Annotated in this window: 14 protein-coding genes; 6 read left to right on the forward strand and 8 right to left on the reverse strand. The window is 37.7% G+C overall.

Annotated features, from left to right (window positions below; genetic code table 11):
• Positions 1 to 2: 2 nt before the first annotated feature.
• Positions 3 to 1,904 carry a glucosamine-6-phosphate deaminase gene (gene nagB / locus ESB04_RS06375; protein ID WP_129026891.1) on the reverse strand — a complete coding sequence of 634 codons (1,902 nt, stop codon included), beginning with the start codon at positions 1,902 to 1,904 and terminating at the stop codon, positions 3 to 5.
• 10 nt (positions 1,905 to 1,914) lie between these two features.
• Entirely contained in the window at positions 1,915 to 2,121 is a 207-nt protein-coding gene (locus ESB04_RS06380) for a helix-turn-helix transcriptional regulator (protein ID WP_129026892.1), read from the reverse strand.
• A gap of 198 nt (positions 2,122 to 2,319) precedes the next feature.
• Between ESB04_RS06380 and ESB04_RS06385 the strand changes: the two genes are divergently transcribed.
• Together ESB04_RS06385 and ESB04_RS06390 are read left to right on the forward strand one after the other, a co-directional pair.
• Entirely contained in the window at positions 2,320 to 4,695 is a 2,376-nt protein-coding gene (locus ESB04_RS06385) for a TonB-dependent receptor (RefSeq protein WP_129026893.1), read from the forward strand.
• 7 nt (positions 4,696 to 4,702) lie between these two features.
• Complete coding sequence (locus tag ESB04_RS06390; RefSeq protein WP_164969610.1) at positions 4,703 to 5,617, forward strand: DUF4249 domain-containing protein; 915 nt, start codon at positions 4,703 to 4,705, stop codon at positions 5,615 to 5,617.
• A 3-nt stretch (positions 5,618 to 5,620) separates the two neighbouring features.
• Here ESB04_RS06390 and porT read toward each other — a convergent pair whose 3' ends face one another.
• The 4 genes from porT to ESB04_RS06410 all read right to left on the reverse strand — a co-directional run bounded on the left by porT (position 5,621) and on the right by ESB04_RS06410 (position 9,226).
• Positions 5,621 to 6,289, reverse strand: coding sequence for a type IX secretion/gliding motility protein PorT/SprT (gene porT / locus ESB04_RS06395; RefSeq protein ID WP_129026895.1), 669 nt, complete (start codon positions 6,287 to 6,289; stop codon positions 5,621 to 5,623).
• Positions 6,290 to 6,293: 4 nt separating this feature from the next.
• Positions 6,294 to 7,019: a bifunctional demethylmenaquinone methyltransferase/2-methoxy-6-polyprenyl-1,4-benzoquinol methylase UbiE gene (ubiE, locus tag ESB04_RS06400; RefSeq protein ID WP_129026896.1), complete on the reverse strand. Its 726-nt coding sequence runs from the start codon at positions 7,017 to 7,019 to the stop codon at positions 6,294 to 6,296.
• A 72-nt stretch (positions 7,020 to 7,091) separates the two neighbouring features.
• Entirely contained in the window at positions 7,092 to 8,018 is a 927-nt protein-coding gene (locus ESB04_RS06405; protein WP_129026897.1) for an AEC family transporter, read from the reverse strand.
• Positions 8,015 to 9,226: a sensor histidine kinase gene (locus tag ESB04_RS06410; RefSeq protein ID WP_129026898.1), complete on the reverse strand. Its 1,212-nt coding sequence runs from the start codon at positions 9,224 to 9,226 to the stop codon at positions 8,015 to 8,017. Before ESB04_RS06410 ends, ESB04_RS06405 begins: the two co-directional genes overlap by 4 nt.
• Before the next feature lie 141 nt (positions 9,227 to 9,367).
• Here ESB04_RS06410 and ESB04_RS06415 point away from each other — a divergent pair, with 141 nt between their 5' ends.
• From ESB04_RS06415 to ESB04_RS06425, 3 genes are all read left to right on the forward strand, one after another.
• Positions 9,368 to 9,709: a PadR family transcriptional regulator gene (locus tag ESB04_RS06415; protein ID WP_129026899.1), complete on the forward strand. Its 342-nt coding sequence runs from the start codon at positions 9,368 to 9,370 to the stop codon at positions 9,707 to 9,709.
• Positions 9,710 to 9,721: 12 nt separating this feature from the next.
• Positions 9,722 to 12,157, forward strand: a complete 2,436-nt coding sequence (locus tag ESB04_RS06420) for a PspC domain-containing protein (RefSeq protein ID WP_129026900.1) — start codon at positions 9,722 to 9,724, stop codon at positions 12,155 to 12,157.
• Positions 12,158 to 12,226: 69 nt separating this feature from the next.
• Entirely contained in the window at positions 12,227 to 12,943 is a 717-nt protein-coding gene (locus ESB04_RS06425) for a head GIN domain-containing protein (protein WP_129026901.1), read from the forward strand.
• On the opposite strand, the gene ESB04_RS06430 is transcribed toward ESB04_RS06425, so the two are convergent.
• On the reverse strand, positions 12,940 to 13,548 hold the full coding sequence (locus tag ESB04_RS06430; RefSeq protein ID WP_129026902.1) for a DUF1684 domain-containing protein: 609 nt from the start codon (positions 13,546 to 13,548) through the stop codon (positions 12,940 to 12,942). The two genes, ESB04_RS06425 and ESB04_RS06430, sit on opposite strands and share 4 nt — an antisense overlap.
• 48 nt (positions 13,549 to 13,596) lie before the next feature.
• On the opposite strand from ESB04_RS06430, the gene ESB04_RS06435 reads away from it, so the two are divergent.
• Positions 13,597 to 14,184 (forward strand): riboflavin synthase, encoded by a 588-nt coding sequence (locus tag ESB04_RS06435; protein WP_129026903.1) that lies wholly within the window; start codon positions 13,597 to 13,599, stop codon positions 14,182 to 14,184.
• Here the strand turns inward: ESB04_RS06435 and argH are convergent.
• On the reverse strand, positions 14,170 to 15,513 hold the full coding sequence (argH, locus tag ESB04_RS06440; RefSeq protein WP_129026904.1) for an argininosuccinate lyase: 1,344 nt from the start codon (positions 15,511 to 15,513) through the stop codon (positions 14,170 to 14,172). The genes ESB04_RS06435 and argH overlap by 15 nt on opposite strands.
• Positions 15,514 to 15,515: the final 2 nt, after the last annotated feature.

Genomic DNA, 15,515 nt, shown 5'->3' on the forward strand with positions numbered 1-15,515 from the left:
AATTAAAATCTCCAGCGAACAAAGGCTTCCATGGCCTCGTATTCAGCTAATCCTAGTTTGTTATATATATTGGCTGTGCCACGATTTCTTTCCTCTGCTCTTTGCCAGAATTCACGTGAGTCATCTCCTTGGAATACCACACCATCTTTTTGCGATTGGTGCTTGAATATACCCATACGTTTTTGGAATACTTGATCGGGTGACATGGGTACTGCCATTTCAATTTGGTCAATATCCCACTCTGCCCAGGCACCTTTGTATAACCAAACCCAGCAGTTTTTCATGTATTCACGGTGTTTTAAGCGTTGAATAGCTTCCAAAATGGCATCCAAACAAACCTTGTGAGTTCCGTGAGGATCCGCTAAATCACCTGCAGCATAAATTTGATGAGGTTGTATTTCCTCAATTAAATTCATGATGATTTGAATGTCTTCCTCGCCAATAGGTTTTTTACGCACTGTTCCAGTTTCATAAAAAGGCATTTCTAAGAAATGCGTATTCTCTTTTTTGATACCTACAAATCGACAAGTGTTTTTGGCTTCACCTTTTCTGATCAAACCTTTGATTTCTCTTACAGAAGGAATATCAATCTCAGAGTCACGTTTGCTCTTTAAAAATTTAACGGCTTCCTTATAAATTTTGTTGGCCTTTGGGTTAGAGCTTTCGAATTTCTCATTGAAATCTACCACGAATTCCGCAAACCTTAGAGCTTCATCATCAGCCACCGCTATATTTCCAGAGGTCTGATAAGCCACATGTACATCATGTCCTTGATCATGTAAACGCTGGAAAGTACCTCCCATGGAAATGATATCATCATCTGGGTGTGGGCTAAAAATGATTACTTTCTTTTTAGCAGGGAAAGCTCTTTCAGGACGATGGGTATCATCAGCATTGGGTTTACCTCCTGGCCAACCTGTAATGGTATGTTGCAGGTAGTTGAATACTTCAATATTGATATCGTAAGCCTGACCATATAATGATAACAATTCAGAAAGACCGTGTTCATTATAATCTTTGTTTGTCAACTTTAATACAGGCTTATCTAACTGTAAAGCTAAATGGGTTACCGCCTTTTTAATCATTTTACGATCCCAAATCACAGAATCTACTACCCAAGGTGTTTTAATGCGAGTGAGGGCAGCAGCGGCAGTTTCATCTAAAATGAAGGTGGCGTTATTGTGCTGCTGTAAGTAAGAGGCAGGGATGTCGGATGTCACTGGGCCTTCTACAGCGCGAGCTACACTTTCTGCTTTATGCTCTCCCCATGCAAGTAAAATCACACGCTTGGCATGCATGATTTTTTCTACACCCATGGTGATGGCTTTCTTATGCACTTTTTCCAATCCTCCAAAATCGATGGCCGCATCAATTTTCGTGCTGATATCTAAGGTCATCAGACGGGTTTTAGAATTGATTAAAGACCCAGGCTCATTGAAACCAATATGTCCATTGCGGCCAATTCCTAATAATTGAAAATCTAGGCCTCCTAATTTTTCTATTTTTTCATCATAATCCTTACAAAATTCAGGAATTTTCTCAATGGGTAGCGTGCCATCTGGGATATTGATGTTATTTAGAGGAATGTCAACATGATCGAACAATTGTTCCTTCATGAAGCGAACATAACTCTGAATGGCATCAGGTTGCATAGGATAGTATTCGTCTAAATTGAAGGTGATGACGTTTTTAAAGCTCAAACCTTCTTCTTTGTGCATTCGGATTAACTCTTGATACACTTTTTTAGGTGAGGAGCCAGTCGCTAATCCCAAGACAGCGGGTTTTTTTTCCTTGGCTCTTTCTCGAATTAGGCTGGCAATTTCATGAGCTACCGCTTTAGAAGCTTTTTCTGAATCGGAATAAATACGAGTGGGTACTCTTTCAAAACTAATGGCCTGTTCCATGGTGAAAAAATTAAGGTTTAGAGGCAATGACGATTAAATCTAGTTCAAGTATGTCAAACAATCGGAGAATGGTTTTGATGGCTGGATTTCCTTTTCCTAATTCGATGGAATGAATGGTTTTGATAGCCACACCGCTTTTCTCGCTCAGTTCATTCTGGTTTAGTCGAAGTGCACTTCTCTTTTCACGGATAATTTCGCCGAAAATTTTCAAGTCCATCTCTTTTTCTCTTGATTGTGATGTAAAAGTAGTATAAAAAATTAAAATAAAAATAAATCGGTAATATGTTACTGATTTATTTTAAAAATACACAAATGTTAAATTTTTAAAGATTATCAGTTTTTGAAACTTTATTGTCGTCTAATGGGTTTAACTTGTTATGTAATTACTAATCCCAGTGTTCAACTTATCAAATCAATGAAATTTAAAAACTTAGTAATCGTCATATTTAGTCTGCTTTGCAGTTCTGCATATGCTCAAAAATCTACTTTAAGCGGTTATATCAAAGATAGTTCAGACGGGGAAGGTCTAATCGGAGCAAATGTGTATGTCAAGGAACTCAAAGTGGGAAACCAAAGCAATACTTATGGTTTTTATAGCTTGACTCTAGCTCCGGGTGAATACACCCTGGTTTTTTCTTATACAGGCTATGAACGAGTAGAGAAAAAGATTCGATTTTCTGCTCAAAATCAGCAGTTTTCTGTAGAATTAAAGCCGCTCAACAATGAGTTGGCGGAGGTGAAAGTTACTGCTAAGGCTGTAGATGAAAATGTGAAAAGTATTGAAATGTCAGTTAATAAGATTGATATAAAAACCATCAAAAGAATTCCTGCTTTATTGGGTGAAGTAGATTTGGTGAGAGCTATTCAGCTTTTACCAGGGGTAAGTACTGTTGGGGAAGGAGCATCTGGATTTAATGTTCGTGGGGGAGGGGTTGACCAAAACTTGGTTTTGTTGGATGATGCTCCTGTATATAATTCATCCCATTTATTTGGTTTTTTCTCTGTTTTTAATCCTGATGCGGTTAAAGATGTGAAGTTGTTCAAAGGGGGTATTCCAGCTCAATACGGTGGTAGAGTTTCATCCATTTTGGACGTTAAAATGAAAGAAGGAAATACCAAGAAACTAGAAGTGAATGGGGGAATTGGGGTTATTTTTTCAAGACTTTCTGTGGAGGCCCCTTTAATTAAAGATAAAGCTTCATTCATTGTGGCGGCTCGTAGATCTTACATAGACATACTAGCCAAGCCTTTTTTAACTGGAAATAACGCCAATGCGCAATTTAATTTTTATGACCTAACGGCAAAAGTTAATTACAACATTGACTCAAAAAATACCGTTTTTTTGTCGGGATATTTTGGTCGAGACGTTTTTGGAACGGGCTTTGGATTTAACTGGGGGAATGGTACTTTATCAGCTCGTTGGAATCACGTGTTTTCTAATAAGTTATTTTTAAACGCGACCAGTTTCTACAGTAATTACGATTACTTATTGGATTCAGATTTGCAAAACAAGCGACCCAATGATTCCTTCCGCTGGACTTCTAATATTGTTAATCTAAGTTTCAAACCGGATTTTACCTATTATATCACGCCAGAAAATACCTTGACCTTTGGTGGACAGATACTTTCTTATGAATTTAAGCCAGGTAAAGCAGTTGCCTCTTCGGTAGGAGAGAAGCGTGAATTTGGGCAGGCAAACAAGAGAGGTTTGGAAACCTCCTTTTATGTAGGGGATGAATGGAAGCTTTCACCAAGTTTTTCTGCTCAATACGGTCTAAGGTACTCCCATTATTCTTATCAAAGTCTGGATGGTGAGTATTACAATCGAATAGCGGTTCCTATGACAGCGCAAAATCCCTCTGGCTATGTGCTTCAGATTTACCGAGTGAATCCAGATCAGGTTATTGCTTCTTATGGAAATTTTGAGCCTAGGGCAGCCTTGAATTGGTCATTGAGTGAAGCTTCATCCATCAAAGCAAGTTATAACCGATTAGCTCAATATGTGCACTTGATGTCCAATACAGCAGCATCCACTCCATTAGATGTTTGGACAAGTTCCACGAATAATATTAAGCCACAAATCGCCGATCAAGTAGCTTTAGGTTATTTCAAGAACTATGGGGAGAATGGGAATGACTATGAAGCATCCATTGAGGTGTATTATAAGAAGATGCAGAATCAAATTGATTATTCGGACCGTGCCAATTTGTTTTTGAATCCATATTTTGAGAAGGACCTCTTATTTGGTGATGGACGTGCTTACGGTTTGGAATTTTTTGTCAAAAAAAACGTAGGAAAGCTAACGGGCTGGTTGAGTTATACCTTAGCTAGAACAGAGCGGAAAATTGAAGGAATTAATAATAATGAATGGTATACCAGTCGATATGATCGTACCCATACCTTCAATTTAATCGGTCAATATGCTTTGTCTGCCAAGTGGTCTTTTGGTGCTAATTTTGCTTTTATCACAGGTGTACCTTATACCATTCCTGTTCAAAAATATGTTTATGAGGGTATAGCATACCCACAAACATTACCCGGAACAAGAGGCAATATTCGTGTGCCGGATTACCACCGTTTGGATGTTTCGGCAACTAAGAAAAACAAGAAGGGATTATTCGGGAAAGGAAGCTCAGAGTGGGTGTTCTCCGTCTATAATTTATACAACCGTAAAAATCCATTTTCAATTTACACCAGACCCAATGAAGACAATTCTGTTCAAACCGAAGCAGTCCAATTGTCTATCATAGGTTCATTCGTTCCTGCTGTTACATATAATTTCACGTTCTAATATGAAAATGAAGTCACTATATATTTTTTCTATTTTAGCGGTGCTTTTTTTAAGTTCTTGCGAAGAGGTGGTTACTTTAGACAGTCCAAAATCAAATAATTATTTGGTGGTGGAGGCTACATTGACCAATTTACCGGGACCTCAAAAGATATATCTTACCAAATCACAGGCCTATTTTGACAATTCGGCAGCACCCAAAATTTCTGGTGCAGAGGTTAAGGTGCGAGATAATATGGGTAAAGAGTATGTTTTTGTGGAACAAAAGGATCAGATGGGGACATACGTATGGCAACCGACTAACAATACCGAAATCTTAGGGAAATTGGGAATGACTTATCAATTATCTGTGAATTGGTCCAATGAACGTTTTACGGCATCTGCTACCATGAGACGAGTACCTACCATTGATTCTTTGTTGTATCAGTTTGATGAAGCTTCTGGTCGTCAACGTGGTGATGATAAGCCTAAAGAAGGCTATGATGCCCAGTTTTTTGCCAAAGATTTTCTTGGTTTGGGAGATTGTTATCGAGTGAAAGCGTATAAAAATGGTAAACTGTTCAATGATCCTTCCAACTTAGCCGTGATCTATGATGGGGCATTTCAGCAAGGTGCAGCTTCCGATGGATTGGTATTCAATTTACCCATTCGTAGGGCTATTTCTCCAGAGCTTTATTTGGCCAATGATTTAATCAAGGTGGAGTTGTATTCTATTTCAGAGGAACAATATAATTTTTATTCTCAGGCACGCTTAGAGTTGAATAATGCGGGCTTATTCTCAAGGCCAGCCGCTAACATCCCTACTAATGTTCAAAATCTCAATCCTTCTTCTACTTTACAAGGAGCAGGATGGTTTGGTGTGTCAGCGGTGAGTGTGATGGAAACGAAAGTGGATCCTAAGTTGGCTCGCAAAGGTCTGAAATAGGAACTACTCGAAATTGATGTACAAGGTAACGTTGTGGCTATTCAATCTACTTACATTGGAATATGGACTAGTAGTACTTGAAGGAGCCGAATAGAGGTTGGCAATTCCATGTGAAAAACGTATCTCTGGGGTAAACTTGAAATATTTAAAAAAGCCCTCAAAGCCAAAACCGTATTCAATAGCGAGGTCTATATTTTGAGCACTCAAAGCCGAACTATTTTTTTTGACATTGGCTTCTATCCCAAATTTAGAACCGGCCAATACGTACATTCGGTGATTCATTCTACGTAGGGATTTGTATTTTAAGAGCACAGGTATTTCAAACCAAGTAGATTCACGAGTGATATTGGTGTCTTCGCCATTCGCATTAATAAAGGTGATTTCTCTGTCGTACAAGGCAATATTTATACCGGATTTTAATTCGAAAAATCGATTGAAAGAGTAATTTGCCAAACCTCCAATTTGAAACCCGAAGTTTCTAGGAGATAAACTTGGAGATTTTAATAAATCTGCCTTCATGCTAAAATTCGTTGAGCTAAGACCAAAAAGGAATCCGAAATGGACCCTTTTGTCGTCATAAAATTCGTTATTGATTCGAACGTATTTATTTCCTTGGGCTAAGGAATGAAAGCCAACTAAACTGAATACAAGAAGGATAATGTATTTTTTCAAATTGCTAGTTTGATTTTTGACCTAAATAGATGGAACAGATACCTCCTGTCATTGGAATCCATTTAGTACTGACATATCCTACTTGGTGAAAGATTGAAAGAAAATTTTCGCCATCAGGAAAGGCTTGAACCGATTCAGGTAAGTAAGTATATGCTGCAGGATCCTTGGATATCATTTTGCCCAAAAGTGGCAAGATGAAAGAAGAATAAAAAGAGTATAATTGTTTCATTGGGAATTTTCTTGGATTTGAAAATTCAAGAATCAGGCAATATCCCCCAGGTTTTAATACCCGCAACATGTCAGTTAATCCCTTTTCTAGGTTTTCATAGTTTCTAACACCAAAACTAACGGTGATGGCATCAAAGCTTTCATCTTCGAAAGGTAATTTTTCAGAGTCTCCTAGTTGTAGGTGGATACGATTTTCCAAACCCATTTTTTTGATTTTCTCGATACCAAAATTGAGCATCCCTTGAGAAATATCCACTCCAATGATTTTTTCCGGTTGAATTTTCAAGGCTTCTATGGCAAAATCTCCCGTTCCAGTAGCAATGTCCAGCAAGGTCTTGATTCCCTTATTTTTCAATAAGTTAATCGCTTTTTTCCTCCAGATAATGTCAATTCCGCCGCTAAGCAAATGATTTAAAAAGTCATATTTCGGCGAAATGGAATTGAACATCTCAGCTACTTGCTCTTTTTTTCCTTGCGATTGATCTTTGTAAGGGACTACCATATTAGAAGATTGATATATTGACAAACGTATTTTGAATTCGTTTGTTTCCGCAAATTACCAAAATAATTCGGTTTAGGCGGTTGACATATGGAATATTGCCACAAGTAGCCACATGAGTGTGAAGCTAATCAACATGGAAAAATTCACTAAAGCCCCAGCAATGGAAGTGTCAAAATTCAATTCATCCGAATAAGTAATGAGGGTCATTCCTACGGGAAGAACGATACAGATTAACATCATATTTCTGAAATGTGCATCAAAAGGAAGGCTGTAGAATAAAAACAAGCCGATGGATAAACCAAGGATATATCTAATACCTAATACCTGAAAGACTTTGATAAAGGATTTTTTGGGCAACCTGACACTAAAATATATACCCATTAATAGTAAGACTAATGGCTTATTTCCTTGGGCAATGGTATCTATAACTCCATTGATAAAAGAAGGAATAGGTATTTCTAATAAATTAACCAATAGACCAATCACCATGGCTTGGAAAGGGAATAGGGACATAATACGTTTGAAAACGTGTTTCCACATGTTCCCCTTTTTAGCTTGTGCAGATAAATAATTCCCCATTCCATAGGTAAGAATGAAATTGATAAATGAATTACCAATATCAAACATGGCCGCATAGGTTAGTCCTTTCCATCCCCAAATACCCTCAATTAATGGGTAGGCAAATAAACCCAAATTATAACCCGAGCATCCCATGGTTAAAATACCTCGATACTCTGGACCTTCTTTTTTGAAAACATGAAATCCGACGAATGAGCACAATAAGGCAAATAAAATACATATGAGCGGAAGCCAAAGTAGCTCTGAAGTAAATTGAACCTTGATCATGGTGCTAAATACCAGTGCAGGAAAGGTGGTATGCATTAAAAACTTGGAAATCTTTTTAGCATCGCCCGTGCTGACAAAACCTAGGCTTTTTAGAATATAACCTATGGAAATCACCACGAGGGCAGAACCAAAAACTAAATTGGGGGAATTCATGCAGTTATAGGTGGCTTAGGCAAGGAAATTCGGAAGGTACTACCTTTATTGATTTCGGTGGATTTTAAAATAAGTTTACCCTCATGATAATTTTCAACAATGCGCTTGGCCAATGTCAGTCCAAGTCCCCAACCTCTCTTTTTTGTGCTAAAGCCTGGTGAGAAAATCTTCGACATGTTTTTATTTGAAATGCCTTTACCTGTATCTGTTATGTCGATGTATATGACATTATTTTTTCCTTCTGAAAGAATAATTTGAATATTTCCGCTTCCACTCATAGCATCTACGCCATTTTTACAAATATTTTCAATGACCCATTCAAACAAGTATCTATTTACTCTAGCGCACTGCTCTGGAGCCAAATAGCTGATTACATCTATGTTTACTTTACTTGAAATACGATTTTTTAAGTATTGAAGGAAGGTGTTAATTAGCTCCTCCAAATTTTCTTCTTTTAAAATAGGTGCCGAACCGATGTTGGAAAAGCGTGTAGTAATGGTTTCCAAACGTTGAATATCTTTACTCAATTCGATTACAATATTGGGATCCACTTGGGGTTCGTTCCGTAAGATTTCCACCCAGGCTGTTAATGAGGATAACGGTGTGCCCAGCTGATGCGCTGTCTCTTTAGCTAATCCAACCCACACTCGATTTTGCTCAGCCCTTCTTGAATAAGAGAAAAAGATATAACCTAAGAATCCAATAATGAGTACAACGAGTAATTGTGAAAGAGGATAGTAGCGAAGTAATTTCAGCAATTTTGAATTACCATAATAAATGTATTCCTTCTGAAAACCCATGTCCATTTCTATGGGCTTATTATTTTCTGCAATAATTTCAGTTAATTTTTGTTTCAGAATATCCTGTTTTGCCTCCGTGGAAAGCTGGTTTGGCATTGGAATATTGATGGAGTTTAAGTGGCCTGATCCATCTTTCCAGATCACTGGAATAGTATTGTTTTCATTGATTTTTTTGATCCGCTCAAAAAAGAAATTTATATCTGCATTTTCATCGCTCGTCATTACATAGCGGATTGTCTCTGCATAAAGCTCAATTTGCTGCTTTTCCCGCTCTTCGAGCTTAGAGACCAGTCCATCTGTAAAATACAGTGAGAAGCCTGCCATGAAAACACACACTGCAAAAAATGCCACCTTCAGCCAGGTGTCTCGATTATAAAAAGCTAGTGGTAAAGAAACTTCTTTAAACATGTGCAGATTTTTCAGCCTTAATAAAGGCTATTCATCACAAATTAGCCACCGTTTATCCAAAAATCAAAAAAAAGTTTATAAGGTACTATGTAATGCAAAGTACCTTACGTAGCTTTGTATCACATTAAAACACAGAAACCGATGGATATAGAAAATGCCAAGGTGCAGATGAGGAAAGGAATTTTGGAATTCTGTATTCTGCAGATTATTTCGCGAGGCGAGGTGTACGCTTCCAATATGTTGGAAGAATTAACCTCAGCAAAGATCATGGTAGTAGAGGGAACCTTATATCCTCTTTTAACCCGCTTAAAAAATGCTGGTTTTTTAGATTACAAATGGGTGGAATCCTCCTCAGGCCCGCCACGTAAATATTACGTATTGACAGAAAAAGGAGGAGAATTTTTAGAAGAACTTCATTTAACCTGGGATGAGTTACAAGGATCAGTGCATCAAATAACCAATCCTACTACCCCCAACTCATAAATCTATCATTGTATGAAAAAGACCCTATCAATAAATATCGCCGGTATTATCTTCCATATTGAGGAGGATGCGTTTGCCACATTGGATGCATATATCAAATCCATCCATGCGTACTTCGAGACTTTCGAAGGTTCAAAAGAGATAATAGCAGACATTGAAGCTCGAATAGCTGAGAAATTTTGGGGAATTCGTGAAGATGAAAAAACCGAAGCGATTTCTTTGGAGCACGTAAACGCCTTAATTGCTTCTTTAGGAACTGTAGCTGATTTCCAAGCTTTAGAAAGTGAGGAGGACAAGAAAGAAAGTAATCAAAACTATTCTCAAAGTCAGTCTTCCACCTCGACTAATCCTCAGTCAAAAGTGTTTAGAAGAGATTTGTCCAGAAAAATGATTGGTGGTGTAGCCTCTGGCTTGGCTCGTTACTTGCATGCTGATCCTATCTGGGTACGTTTGTGTATAATTGTGGGATTCTTTGGGTTAATTCCTTTATTCCATGTAGCTAATGTTATTTTTTGGGCATATATCATCTGCTGGATTGCTATTCCAGGTGAAATCAATTTAGAAGAGGATAAGTCATTCAGAAAATTTTATCGCGACCCTGAAAGGAAAGTAATAGGCGGTGTCATTGCAGGTTTTTCTGCTTACACTGGTTGGGATTTAGGATTATTGAGAGTATTAGCCGTTTTATCCGTTTTGTTTTTCGGTTCAGGAATTGTAGCCTACCTGGTGATATTAGCCATATCACCAGAGGCTAAAACCCTTACAGATAAGATGGAAATGACGGGTGAGCCTATTACGTTGGAGAATATTGAGAACAACATCAAAAAGAATTTTCAAAAAGAAGGAGAAGTAGAAGAAAGTACCCTTACCCGTATTTTATTAGTTCCATTTAGGTTGATTGCTGCATTTTTTGGTGCTTTCAAAGGCTTTTTTGTAGCCCTTCGTTGGATCCTCCAAATTTCAGTAGGTATCATTTTAACTATATTTGGTTTAGGTAGCATCATAGCCTTAATTACTCTTTCATCTGTGGGTTTTTCAGGTTTAGACCATGGTCAGGTACAAATTGCATTCGGTGAGGCTATTCCATTGTATTTATTGGCAAATGATTTGCCTAATTGGACTTATCTAGCATTTATCGCTGCTGTTTTACCCATATTAGTGTCTATCATCATCTCGGGAGTTTCTTTATTGGCTAATCGTAAATTTTATAATAAAACTTATCAATACATTGCTACCACCTTATGTATCATTGGCTGGATAGGACTTTTCATTGCCTTACCAACGGTCGGTAAAAATTTTGCCAGAACTGCCTCAGTGAATCAAGTGGAAGATATTTCATTAATTACTAAGCCTTACATATTGGATATTAAAAAAGAATCCCAGGAGTCAATTTGGGAGAAAATGTTGGGAAGCAGAGAGTTAGTTGATGAAATTTTAGACGAAGAAGATTTACATGATTACAATCGCGAGGGATTTACCCGTGCCCAAATTAGCATTGAAGGTTATTCCGGTACAACTATTCAGGTAATTGAATTTTCAAAATCTAATGGCAAGGATCGCTTAGACGCTGAAAAAAATGCCAGAAGTATTAAATATGGCTATTCAGTAGAGGGAGATAAAATAGTGTTTGATAGTCATTTTGGTATTACCAATCTGCGTTTCAGAAATCAGCGTTTGCGTGTCAAGGTATTAATTCCTTTTGGCCAAAGTTTCAGTATGACTCGAGATTTCGCCTATTACATTGAAAATGAGATTGATGGGGGATATTTTAATGAAAGTTCGGGAGATTTGTTTGTCGGATCCATTTGGAATTTTACACCAGAAAAAGGTTTAACCTGTTTGAATCGTGAGCCAATGGAGAACAAAGAAGAATCTTTCCATGAGGATCGTTCGAAAGGTGATGATATGGGGGCTAATTTTTCCATTAGTAAAGACCTTGAAAATTTTCAAACCATTGAAGCTTTAAATACAGAGAGTGCCAGCATACGAATTGTCCCTGGTAATAAATATCTTATTCGCTTTGATGGAACAGATAAGCCAAGTTTTTTAACTGAAGCAACTGTGAGTAATGGTGTTTTGAAATTGAACAAATTACAAGCTGGTATTCAAGTTGAAATTCATTCACCCAAGCTAGCAAAAGTTGAATTGGGAGGTAATGCCAGAACTGAGATTAATGGATTTAATCAATCGAAGTTGGAAGTGGTTTTACATGATTTTCATAGTGCTATTGTCGAAGGAAGTACAGATTTGTTAATAGCATCGACCGATCAAAACGCCGAATTAATTGCCCCCAATTTGACTGTTCAAAAGGCTGTGGTTTCCTTGAAAGATCAATCTAAAATGGAATTACAAGTTGTTAAAAGCATTACAGGGATCAAATCTTCCCAGGCAGATTTGATATACCCATCTAATTCAAATTTGAAGGCAGTGATTAAAACTCAAAAATAATTGGCCTAACAACATGCAACCATTTGCTCAATCGTTTCATCTTATCTACATTCAAACATATACAAACACATGAAAACAAAATTTAGTTTATTCATTTTATTGGGAGCCTTATTGATGTCAGTCGTGGCATGGGCTTCGCCTGAAGACTTTTCAAAAAAGTTTAAAGTATCCGGTTTTCAAAACTTAGACTTAGGTCATGCTTTTGAAATTAAAGTAGTGAAAGGAAATACATACTCCTTAGCAGCTTATGGCCGTCAGGAAGATGTAGAGGATTTAGAGGTAGATATTGATGGAAGCACACTTAAGGTTTTGTACAAGGACAGAAGTTGGGGATTTAATTGGGGAAAGAATCGTAAAAAAGTACGTTTGGTTATTTCAATGCCTCGTTTAGCCAATGCAGAGTTTTCCGGCGCTTGTCGGGTTGAAGTAGAAGGTTTTACTAATGAGGAGCAAATGAACTTCGTATTTACGGGAGCCTCTAAAGGCCAATTGCATCAAGTTAATGCTGATAAGCTCAATGTAGAACTATCCGGAGCTTCTAGATTAAATATTAGTGGACGTGTTGGGAAGTTAAATGTAGATGCTTCTGGTGCAAGCCATTTGGAAGGAACTGACTTACTAGCTCGCGATACAGATGTGGAGGCAAGTGGTGCTAGCCATGTAAGTATTCAAAGCCAAAAAACTTTACGTGTAGATGCATCGGGTGCTTCCAAAGTATCCTACAAAGGTGTACCCAACATCAGCAAAGATTTATCCGGTGCAGCATCTATTAACCAAGTAAACTAAAATTTTTCACCCGCGGAAATACTGAAGTTTAATTGGTTACTCGCCGGGGGAACAGGGCAAGCATAATCCGGATTGTACGCACAAAACGGGAAGTAAGCCAAATTAAAATCCGCCTTAAGTTTTTTACCGTTTAGATTTATTAGGGGTATATCTAAGTACCTACCGCCTCCATAGGTTTCTGTGGGGGCGGTTTTGTCTTTAAATGGAAGAAAAAAATCTCCATTATCATGTTGGTACAGTTTCATGCGAACAGCTTGGCCATTTAAATTAGCAGAAATTTCTCCCACGTAAATCATTTCTTCTTTAGTACCATCTGTCATAGGTATGGATATTTTACCCACCTGATCGCTTTTCTCTAGATCAAATTCAATTTGCCAAGTACTGGAGAAAGGATAATAATGCAAGCCTTCAAAATTTTCCTTATCCCTGATGGGTGAATCTTCTTGTTCCTTCATTGAAAGGTCTTTGTCTTTTCGATGTTTCATGACTGCTAAGGAATCCTCTTGTGATTTAGATAGGGAGCTAGTGGTGTTTTTGGGAATACTAATAACAATTAGGACCAAAGCTACTAAGGCAAGAATCAAAATCCATTTATTGAATTTCATAAGATTGGGTGTAATTTTGAATGAAACAAAAATATAAAATTTAATTCGATGTTTACAGGCATAGTGGAGGCCATGGGCACTTTGGAGAAAAGAATAGAGCGAGGAAGCAACATTGATTTCTGGTTTAGTTCACCCTTTACCCATGAATTGAAGATAGATCAATCATTGGCACATAATGGAGTATGTCTAACGGTGGTGGAAATTGATGGAATGAAGTATCGAGTAACAGCTATCGAGGAAACGTTGACGAAAACCAATTTGGGCTCTTTGGTAATAGGCCAAAAAGTGAATTTAGAACGTTGCTTGGCCGCTAATGCTCGATTTGATGGGCATATTGTACAGGGCCATGTAGATACTACAGCGGTTTGCACCAAGATTTTGACTTATGAAGGTTCATGGGAGTATTTTTTTGAATATACTGCGGCAAAAGAACATGTCACCGTCAGCAAAGGCTCCATTTGTGTTAACGGTACCAGTTTAACCGTAGTACATTCAGGTGTAAATGATTTTTCTGTGGCCATCATACCTTATACTTATGAGCACACGGTATTTCACCAACTCAAAGTGGGTGATTGGGTCAACTTGGAATTTGATATCGTAGGGAAATACGTCCAAAAAATGTTAGCCAGCAATTAATTTGGCAATGGCTTGATTCACTTTATCGAATCCAAAACGTTGAAATACTTGATTCTTTTGTGCTTGAATCTGATCTAAGCCTAAATTTCCTATACTTCCTAAATGAGTGTGGTGAATATTTCTTTGGCTTCCGTCAAATTGATTATTTTCAATCATTTGCCCTACTTGTTGGTAGGCTTCCCTAAATGGAACTCCCTGAACCACTAAGCGATTTACTTCCTCCACACTAAAAAGTAAGTCATATTTTTCTGGACTTAATAAATCTGATTTGACTTTCATATTTTCTACTAAATAGCGGGTAATTTCTAAACCGTCTTTAATTTCATCTATGGCTGGCATTAAGAGTTCCTTTGTTAACTGGAACTCCCTGTGATATCCAGAAGGTAAATTGCTAGTCAATAGCTGTAGTTGATTAGGCAGTGCCTTTAATTTATTCGCTTTTCCGCGAAGCAATTCCGCCACATCTGGGTTTTTTTTATGTGGCATGATGGAACTACCTGTTGTCAATGAATCTGGTAGTTCAATAAATCCAAAGTTTTGCGAATTATATAAGCAAACATCCATGGCCAATTTGCTCAAGGTTGTGGCAATTTGACTGATGGCAGTTAATAGGTAAAATTCAGTTTTGCCTCTAGACAACTGGGCATTAACTACATTGACATGTGGGAATTCAAACCCCAATAAGTCGGTGGTTAGCTGGCGGTCTAATGGGAAGGATGAGCCATATCCAGCCCCTGAACCTAGTGGATTTTTATTGGCTAATCGAAATGCAGCTTCAAGTAACTCCACATCTTCCACTAAACTTTCAGCATAAGCGCCAAACCATAATCCGAATGAGGAGGGCATGGCTATTTGCAAGTGAGTATATCCTGGCAGCAAATCATTTTTATGAGCTTCACTTTTAATGATAAGGAGTTGAAATAACTGTTCAACTGCTTCAGCTATTTCCTGAATTTCCGCTCTCATGAATAATTTTAAATCCACAAGAACTTGGTCGTTTCTGGAGCGTCCTGCATGAATTTTCTTGCCCATATCCCCTAATTTTTGGGTTAGTAGGAATTCTATTTGCGAATGTACATCTTCCATGCCAGACTCAATTTCAAACTCTCCTGCCTCAATGGAAGCCAAAATTACTTTTAACTCTTTAGCCAGTGGAAGAAGTTCCTCTTTTTTCAATAGCCCAACTTCCGCCAACATGGTAATATGGGCCAAAGAGCCTAATACGTCATAATGGGCCAATTGTAAATCATATATTGGATCATTTCCAATGGTAAATTTTTCAATTTTAGCATCGGTTGTTTGATTTGCTTTTTGCCAAAGTTTTGCCACGT

This window comes from Aquirufa rosea (assembly GCF_004118285.1).
Taxonomy (GTDB): Bacteria; Bacteroidota; Bacteroidia; order Cytophagales; family Spirosomataceae; genus Aquirufa; species Aquirufa rosea.